The sequence below is a fragment of the Vibrio sp. V03_P4A6T147 genome (genome assembly GCF_002241085.1).
GTDB lineage: Bacteria > Pseudomonadota > Gammaproteobacteria > Enterobacterales > Vibrionaceae > Vibrio > Vibrio anguillarum.
The window spans coordinates 1-2,341 of record NZ_NDIO01000397.1 but is presented as its reverse complement, the minus strand read 5'-3'; the positions used below and the strand labels follow the sequence as shown (position 1 = coordinate 2,341).

Genomic DNA, 2,341 nt, shown 5'->3' with positions numbered 1-2,341 from the left:
TTCTTGAATCACTCAACCATTGCAATTGTGGCTTTTGGTCGTGTAAATTTTGTTTATCTCATTGAATTTGCATAACAAACGGCTCAAGAGGGATTGCCAACGCTTGGCGGTTTTAGTGCAAAATTGCAGTTCAGAGTTTACAGTGTGTTTTTTGAGTTCGGCGGTGCGTTGTCAACCCCTTAGCCGGGCGTTATGTAACAAGGAAGGTTCAGTGGAAAAAATATTTTCAGATCGTTTAGTGATGTCTCCGATATCGGAAGATGATTGGTCTCTATTTCACACACTTCATACCGATCCTGAGGTCATTTCACTTTGCTTTGATGAACCGACTTTGCTGGAAATTCAGTCTAAATTTCGTTCTAGGCTTGAACCATGGACACCAGATTCTAGTCATTGGTACTGTTTGGTTGCTTCGGAATTAGAAACGGGTATCAAAGTGGGTATAACGGGTTATTGCATCCAGAATGGAACTGCTGAAGTTGGTTTTATGTTTTTACCTAGTTTCCACGGTCGAGGTTATGGAACTGAATCATTACGAGCTTTAGTCGAATATTCCCGAAAACAGTTTTGCCTAAACAGTTTTTCCGCTGTAGTTACTGAAGGTAATCTGGGTTCGGAAAAAGTATTAATCAAAAGTGGATTCACATTACATAGTGTTATTCCTGATGCATATGGAATTGGTGGTCAAATGTATGCTGATCACATATACCTGATGGAAAATATTGTTACATAACAAACGCTTCAAGAGGGACAGCCAACGCGTGGCATTTTTAACATGCGTTAGGTTTCGTGATAATGGTGTTATGCGGGAAGTTAGTAGTAGCGTTGTCTGCCCCTTAAGCGGGCGTTATAACAACAAGGAGAGTTCCGTGAAAATAACAGTTTTAGATGACTACCAGGATGTGGTTAGAACGTTAGATTGTTTCGAATTACTATCACATCACGATGTGTCCATCTTGAACGAAACACTTCCTGAATCGGAGTTGGTAGCTAAGCTAAAAGACACCGAGGTTCTTGTTTTAATCAGAGAACGCACAGTCATTACAGAGTCACTGCTTGCACAGTTACCTAATCTTAAAGTTATCAGTCAAACAGGTAAAGTTAGCAATCATATTGATGTCCACCTATGCGAAAAGTATGGGGTAAAGGTGATGGAGGGGCGTGGCTCTCCTGTTGCTCCTTCGGAATTGGCGTGGGCACTGATTATGGCGGCAAGTCGCCACATACCAACTTATTCAACCAATCTCCAAAACGATAAATGGCAAAACTCGGGTGTACTCGGTTTAGGTCGTACCCTAAAGGGCTTGAAGCTTGGTATTTGGGGCTACGGAAAAATTGGACAACGAATTGCTCAATATGCGAAAGCATTTGAAATGTCAGTTGTTGTTTGGGGTAGTGAGCAATCGAGAAATCTTGCACTTGAACACGGCTTTGAAGCTGCCGCTTCAAAGGAAGCATTTTTCTCTGGTTCGGATATTGTATCACTTCACTTACGTTTGAATGAAGTAACTAGGGCGTGCGTAACAGCTGAGGATTTGAGCTTAATGAAGTTCGACTCTTTATTTGTAAACATTAGTCGCTCAGAGCTTGTAGAAAACTCTGCGCTATACAACGAGTTGGTGGCGGTCTCAACTAAGCGAGCTGCCGTTGATGTATTTGACAATGAACCCGCATCCCTTGATAACGAGCCTTTATTGTCATTACCTAACGTAACGGCTACTCCACATTTAGGGTATGTAGAGCAAAACAGTTATGAGCTTTACTTCAAAATAGCATTCGAGAATATTTTAGCTTTCGAGCAGGGTAAGGCATAAACATCAGCATCGAAGAAATCGTTGTTATAACAAGCAATTTAAGAGGGATTCACAACGCTTGGCATTTTTGCTTCTACTTCAAATTTAGTGTTTATGGCACAATGCTTTAGGTTGGGTGGAGGCGTTGTTCACCCCTTAATTGGGCGTTAGCTTCTTAAAGGCTAGAATCATCAAAATTTAAGCTTATTTGTTCTGAATATGCAGCTTTTCGTGCTCATGTTGCACGACTTGGTTTTTTTGTTTCAGGCTTATGCTGCTTTGGTAGGAAGTGTTAGAAGTTCAGCAGTTTCAAAGTCGCTGAGAACTAACAAGCCTCGATGCTTCGATGTTGTTGGATTTGCAACACGGTCCGCTTGGTTTCGCAAAAGGCTACATCATCGCTGTGATCATGCTTTCTTTGTCTCGGATCCTTAACCGTGGCTAACTTAGCCTAGATCGTTTTAAGTTTTGGCAGCCAACATCACAGCTATTGGCGTTGAACGTGTGCTTGCTTGATGTTTTTGAATAAAATGCCTTTCAAATAAATG

Annotated in this window: 2 protein-coding genes and 1 pseudogene; all 3 read left to right on the top strand. The window is 41.4% G+C overall.

What is annotated here, in order from left to right:
* The first annotated feature begins 241 nt into the window (after positions 1-241).
* The 3 genes and pseudogenes from B9J84_RS15110 to B9J84_RS15095 all read left to right on the top strand — a co-directional run bounded on the left by B9J84_RS15110 (position 242) and on the right by B9J84_RS15095 (position 2,322).
* Positions 242-733, top strand: coding sequence for a GNAT family N-acetyltransferase (locus B9J84_RS15110; protein ID WP_045571645.1), 492 nt, complete (start codon positions 242-244; stop codon positions 731-733).
* 136 nt (positions 734-869) lie between these two features.
* Complete coding sequence (locus B9J84_RS15105; RefSeq protein ID WP_094124481.1) at positions 870-1,814, top strand: D-2-hydroxyacid dehydrogenase family protein; 945 nt, start codon at positions 870-872, stop codon at positions 1,812-1,814.
* 325 nt (positions 1,815-2,139) lie between these two features.
* Positions 2,140-2,322: pseudogene (locus tag B9J84_RS15095) on the top strand (DUF645 family protein).
* Positions 2,323-2,341: the final 19 nt, after the last annotated feature.

What these genes read in the sequence shown, in the direction of transcription:
- B9J84_RS15110 (WP_045571645.1), top strand. Translation starts at nt 242, where the DNA reads ATGTCTCCGATATCGGAAGATGATTGGTCTCTATTTCACACACTTCAT.